7 protein-coding genes are annotated in these 5,494 nt (G+C 72.6%); 5 read left to right on the top strand and 2 right to left on the bottom strand.

Features of this window, described 5'->3' with window-relative positions; genetic code table 11:
* The 4 genes from dut to CWIS_RS15235 form a co-directional block, all read left to right on the top strand.
* Positions 1–394 (top strand): dUTP diphosphatase (dut, locus tag CWIS_RS15250; protein ID WP_048344197.1); only part of this gene is annotated, 394 nt, incomplete at its 5' end.
* Between the two features lie 113 nt (positions 395–507).
* Positions 508–1,281 carry a DUF3710 domain-containing protein gene (locus CWIS_RS15245; RefSeq protein WP_048344182.1) on the top strand — a complete coding sequence of 258 codons (774 nt, stop codon included), beginning with the start codon at positions 508–510 and terminating at the stop codon, positions 1,279–1,281.
* Entirely contained in the window at positions 1,278–1,646 is a 369-nt protein-coding gene (locus CWIS_RS15240) for an OB-fold nucleic acid binding domain-containing protein (RefSeq protein WP_048344181.1), read from the top strand. Before CWIS_RS15245 ends, CWIS_RS15240 begins: the two co-directional genes overlap by 4 nt.
* A gap of 7 nt (positions 1,647–1,653) precedes the next feature.
* A complete protein-coding gene (locus tag CWIS_RS15235; protein WP_353848615.1) occupies positions 1,654–2,385 on the top strand; it encodes a DUF3159 domain-containing protein in 732 nt (243 codons plus the stop codon).
* Here the strand turns inward: CWIS_RS15235 and CWIS_RS15230 are convergent.
* Positions 2,309–3,034 carry a TrkA family potassium uptake protein gene (locus CWIS_RS15230; protein WP_048344179.1) on the bottom strand — a complete coding sequence of 242 codons (726 nt, stop codon included), beginning with the start codon at positions 3,032–3,034 and terminating at the stop codon, positions 2,309–2,311. The two genes, CWIS_RS15235 and CWIS_RS15230, sit on opposite strands and share 77 nt — an antisense overlap.
* Positions 3,031–3,681 (bottom strand): TrkA family potassium uptake protein, encoded by a 651-nt coding sequence (locus CWIS_RS15225; RefSeq protein WP_048344189.1) that lies wholly within the window; start codon positions 3,679–3,681, stop codon positions 3,031–3,033. Before CWIS_RS15225 ends, CWIS_RS15230 begins: the two co-directional genes overlap by 4 nt.
* Positions 3,682–3,843: 162 nt before the next feature.
* Here CWIS_RS15225 and CWIS_RS15220 point away from each other — a divergent pair.
* On the top strand, positions 3,844–5,494 hold a 1,651-nt coding region (locus tag CWIS_RS15220; protein WP_231583932.1), incomplete at its 3' end, for an APC family permease.

Below are 5,494 nucleotides of genomic sequence, written 5' to 3'. Positions count from 1 at the left end.
CCTCGTGACGCGGATCGACGTGGTGATCCCGCCGCAGGGACGCGTGACGGTCCCGACCGGGACCTCGATCGCGCTGCCGGACGGGTACGCCGCATTCGTGCACCCGCGTTCGGGCCTCGCCGCGCGGCACGGTCTGACGATCGTCAACGCACCCGGCACGGTCGACGCGGGCTACCGCGGCGAGATCGCCGTGACGCTGCTCAACACCGACGTGGAGCACGCGGTCGAGCTGCACCGCGGGGACCGGATCGCGCAGCTCGTCGTGCAGCGGGTCGAGCGCGTGCGCTTCGTCGAGGTCGAGCGGCTGCCGGGTTCACACCGTGGCGAGGGCGGGTTCGGGTCGAGCGGCGGCTGGAAGGCCGCGGACGGGGCTCCCGCACCCGGGCGCGGCTAGGTCCGCGGCCCCACGCGGGCTACTGTCGAATCAGCAGCGAAGTACTGGCTGCCTGCTGCCGTTGGGGCGCGGGCGTGCGACGGGTGCGGGATGCACCCGAGGAGGAGTGACACGTGGCGATTTTCCGGCGCCGTCCCCAGGGCGACAGCGAGCCCACGACGGTCGACGAGGAGGTCGCGAGCCTCGACGACGAGCTCGCGTCCGACACCGCCTCGACGCAGGACGAGCCTGCCTCGGCGGCGGTCGTGACGGGGCGTGGGCCCTGGGACGTCGACGACGACGCCGCGACCACGCTCTCGCGTCTCGACCTGGGTGCGCTGCGGCTGCCCGGTGTGCCGGGCATGGAGCTGCGCATGGAGATCGACAAGGCGACGAACGCCGTGTCGGCGGCCGCGGTCACGATCGACGGCTCGACGCTGCAGCTCCAGGCCTACGCGGCACCGCGTTCCGAGGGGATCTGGGACGAGATCCGCGAGGAGATCCAGCAGTCCGTGGTCGCGCAGGGCGGCTCGGCCGACGACCTGCCGGGACCGTTCGGGCGCGAGCTGCTCGCCCGGCTCCCCGCGCGTACCCCCGAGGGGCGTACCGGGCACCGTCCCGCACGCTTCCTGGGCTTCGACGGCCCGCGCTGGTTCCTGCGCGGGGTGATCACGGGCCGCGCCGCGGTCGAGCCCGGTGCGGCGCAGGTGCTCGAGCGCGTCTTCGGCGAGGTCGTCGTCGTGCGCGGCACCGAGGCCCGGCCCCCGCGCGACCTGCTCGCCCTGACCCTGCCCGGGCGCCCGGACGCCGCACCCGCCGAGGACGCGGCGCAGGAGCAGGACGCGCCCGCGCCCGAGCTCGAGTTCGACCCGCTGACGCGCGGTCCGGAGATCACGGAGACGCGATGAGCCTCAAGGAGGTCCTGCGCTCGCTCTCGGCCTCGCAGGCCGAGGTCGAGGCGGCGGAGGAGCGCGTCGAGGCCGGGCGCTCGATCGGGTGCACCACGGTCGAGAACGCTCCGGTGCGCAAGCGCGTGAAGGTGAGCGGCGTGCTGCGCTCGGTCACGTTCCGACCGCGCGAGGGCGTCCCTGCGCTCGAGGCGGAGCTGTACGACGGCAGCGGGTCGCTCTCGCTCGTCTGGCTCGGTCGCCGCGAGATCGCCGGCATCGTGCCCGGCCGGCGGCTGACCGCGGACGGCATGGTGTGCCTCATCGAGGGCCGCCGCACGATCTTCAACCCCCGCTACGAGCTGCGTCCGCGGCCCGGTGAGTGAGCGCGACGTGAGCGCGCCCGACGACGCAGCGCGCGGGCACGACGCCGACGCCGCGCGCGGCATGCGCGCACTGACGGGGGAGACGTTCTCCGCGTCCGACGCGATCGGCGGCGTGCGCGGTGTCGTCGAGTCGGTCGCGCCCGGGCTGCTGTTCGTCGTCGTGTACCTCGCGGCCGGGCAGCGGCTGACGCCGGCCCTGGTCGCGGCCGGGGTCGCCGCGCTGGTCGCGGTGGTCGTCAGGCTCATGCAGCGCACACCGGTCACGCAGGCGCTGTCGGGTGTCATCGGGGTCGGGATCGGCGTCGTCTGGGCCTGGCGCACGGGTGAGGCGAGCGACTATTTCGCGTACGGGCTCGTCATCAACGGCGCCTACCTGGCGGGGACGCTCCTGACGATCCTCGTCGGCTGGCCGCTGGTGGGGCTCATCCTGGGTCTGTTCGCGCACGACGGCCCGCTCGGCGGGGGGTCGTGGCGCAACGCCGTGGCGTGGCACGACGACCGCGAGCTGCGCCGGGTCTACACGTGGGCCACGGTGCCGTGGGTCGCGATGTTCGCGCTGCGCCTGGCGGTACAGCTCCCGCTGTACTTCCGCGACGACGTCGCGTGGCTCGGCACGGCCAAGCTCGCGATGGGCGTACCGCTGACCGCGCTGGCGCTGTGGATCAGCTGGGTGCTGGTGCGTCCGACCCGGGTGCGCCGGCAGGAGCAGGAGCCGCAGGAGTCCCCTTCGCACCCGTGAGGATCGCGTCCAGCGCGCCCTCGTCGGCCTGGCTGCTCGTCACGAAGAGGAGCTCGTCGCGGCCCTCGAGCGTGTCGTCGATGCTGGGCGCGATCGGACGTCCGTCGCGCACGATGCAGGCCAGCACCACCTCGGCGGGCCAGGCGACCTGACCGACGCGCACGCCCACGAGCGGGGCGTCCTCCGGGAGCGTGATCTCCAGGATGTCCGCGCCCGACTGGTGGAACGTGAAGATGCGCACGAGGTCGCCGACCGCGACGGCCTCCTCGACCATCGCGGTCATGATCCGGGGCGTCGAGACGGCCACGTCCACGCCCCACGCCTCGTCGAACATCCACTCGTTCTTCGGGTTGTTGACGCGCGCGACGGTGCGCGGGACCCCGAACTCCGTCTTCGCGAGGAGCGAGATGACGAGGTTCGCCTTGTCGTCACCCGTCGCGGCGACCATGACGTCGCACTCGTCGGCGCGCGCCTCGCGCAGCGTCGGCAGCTCGCACGCGTCGGCGAGCAGCCAGTCGGCCTCGGCCACCTGCGCGACGCGCATGGCGGTCGGCTGCCGGTCGACGAGGGTGACCTCGTGGTCGTGCGCGAGCAGCTCGCGGGCGATCGAGCGGCCGACCGAGCCCGCTCCGGCGATCACGACCCTCATGCGGTCACCTCCGGCTCAGCGGTCAGCACGCGCTCGACGACGGGGAGCTCGTCGACCCGGGCCATGACGTGCACGACGTCGTTCTCCTGCAGCACCGTGCGTGCATCGGCCAGGACACCGTCGCCGTAGCGCGACAGGTACACGACCCGGACGCCCGCGGCGGTCTCGAGTGCGGACACGGGGCGTCCGACCCAACCCGCGTGGACGTCGACCTGCACGAGCGTCAGCTGGCCCGACGGGTCGCGGTACTCGTCGGTCGCGCCCAGCGGGAGCAGCCGACGCAGCACCTGGTGCGCCGTCCAGCGCACGGTCGCGACCGTGGGGATGCCCAGCCGCTGGTAGATCTCGGCGCGGTGCGGGTCGTAGATGCGCGCGACGACGTTCTCGATCCCGTAGGTCTCGCGCGCGACGCGCGCGGCGAGGATGTTCGAGTTGTCGCCGTCGGCGACCGCGGCGAAGCCGTAGGCGTCGTCGATCCCGGCCTTGATGAGGGTGTCACGGTCGAAGCCGAGGCCGGTGACCTTGTGCCCCGAGAAGCCGCCGGTCAGGCGGCGGAAGGCCTCGGGGTTCTGGTCGATCACGGCGACGGAGTGGCCGTGCTCCTCGAGGGTCTGCGCGAGACTCGCGCCGACGCGGCCGCAGCCCATGATGACGAAGTGCACAGCGCGCCACGCTATACCCCCGCGCGACGCGCTGCAGACAGGGCGCCCGTCCGCCGCAGCCGCGCCGATGGGGTCCGCCACCTGCTCGGCGAGCTCGCCCGCGGGGTGGCACGCGGCGGGCCGCGCAGCCGCCTACGATGGGGCATCGTGTCGGACCTGTCGGATGCCGCCAAGAGACTGCTGCTCGGACGTCCGGTCCGGAGCGACAGGCTCGGCCATACGCTCCTGCCCAAACGGATCGCCCTGCCGGTCTTCGCCTCGGACGCGTTGTCGTCGGTCGCCTACGCGCCCGACGAGATCCTGCTGACGCTCTCGCTGGCGGGGATGTCCGCGCTGGTGATCTCGCCCTGGGTGGGCTTGGCGGTGGCCATCGTCATGCTCACGGTGGTCGCGAGCTACCGCCAGAACGTCCACGCGTACCCCTCGGGCGGCGGCGACTACGAGGTCGCGACCGTCAACCTGGGGCCCAACGCGGGCGTGACCGTGGCGAGTGCGCTGCTCGTCGACTACATCCTGACCGTCGCGGTCTCGATCTCCTCGGGGGCGCAGTACGCGGCCGCGGCGTTCCCCGCGCTGCGCGGCCACGAGGCGCCGTTCGCGATCGCGCTCGTGGTGCTGCTGACGCTCGTCAACCTGCGCGGCGTCAAGGAGTCGGGCAGGGCCTTCGCGGTGCCCGTGTACCTCTTCATGCTCGCGATCGGACTGATCGCGGTGTTCGGCAGCGTCCGGTACGCGCTGGGCACGTTGCCGATGGCCGAGAGCGCCGAGCTGGAGGTCGCGCCCGAGGCGGGGTTCGAGCAGGGCCTCGTGGGACTTGCCGGCTTCTTCCTGATCCTGCGCTCGTTCGCGTCCGGCTGCGCCGCGCTCACGGGTGTCGAGGCGATCAGCAACGGCGTGCCCGCGTTCCGCAAGCCGAAGTCGAAGAACGCCGCGACGACCCTCGCGCTGCTGGGGACGCTCTCGATCGTGATGATCATGTCGATCCTCATGCTCGCCCGCGCCACCGGGGTGAAGTTCGCGGACCGTCCGCACGAGCAGCTCCTGCAGGACGGCGTGCCGGTGGGGCCGGACTACGAGCAGCACCCCGTGATCGCCCAGATCGCGTCCGCGGTCTTCGACGGGCTCCCGGTGCTGGTCGCGGTCGTCTCGATCGTGACCGGTCTGATCCTGGTGCTCGCAGCCAACACGGCGTTCAACGGGTTCCCGGTGCTCGGCTCGATCCTCGCGCGTGACGGCTACCTGCCGCGTCAGCTCCACACGCGCGGCGACCGTCTGGCGTTCTCGAACGGCATCATCACGCTGGCGGTCGTCGCGATCGGGCTCATCTGGGCGTTCGACGCCGAGGTCACGCGACTGATCCAGCTCTACATCGTCGGCGTCTTCGTCTCCTTCACGCTCAGCCAGCTCGGCATGGTGCGGCACTGGACCCGCGAGCTGCGAACCGAGCCGAACCCGGGTGCCCGCTCGCGCATGAAGCGCTCGCGCGTCGTCAACGCGATCGGTCTCGGCATGACGGCCACCGTGCTCGTCGTCGTGCTCATCACCAAGTTCACGCACGGCGCGTGGATCGCGATCCTCGCGATGATCGTGGTCTTCGTGCTCATGCAGGCGATCCACCGTCACTACGTGACCGTGCGCCGCGAGCTCGCCCTCGGTGCCGACGCCGCCGCGGCGCGCGCCCTGCCGAGCCGGGTCCACGCGATCGTCCTCGTCTCGCACCTGCACCGGCCGACGATGCGCGCGATCGCGTACGCGCGGGCGGCACGCCCGCAGGTGCTCGAGGCCGTCACGGTGGGCG

Origin of the sequence: Cellulomonas sp. A375-1 (assembly GCF_001040865.1) — a bacterium.
GTDB classification, from domain to species: domain Bacteria; phylum Actinomycetota; class Actinomycetes; order Actinomycetales; family Cellulomonadaceae; genus Cellulomonas; species Cellulomonas gelida.
Note: the sequence above shows the minus strand (reverse complement) of the source record. Positions and strands in the feature narration are given on the sequence as shown.

Excerpts from the sequence above, each read along its gene's own strand:
- CWIS_RS15240 (WP_048344181.1), top strand. The coding sequence starts at position 1,278 with ATGAGCCTCAAGGAGGTCCTGCGCTCGCTCTCGGCCTCGCAGGCCGAG.
- CWIS_RS15230 (WP_048344179.1), bottom strand. The coding sequence starts at position 3,034 with ATGAGGGTCGTGATCGCCGGAGCGGGCTCGGTCGGCCGCTCGATCGCC.
- CWIS_RS15225 (WP_048344189.1), bottom strand. The coding sequence starts at position 3,681 with ATGGGCTGCGGCCGCGTCGGCGCGAGTCTCGCGCAGACCCTCGAGGAG.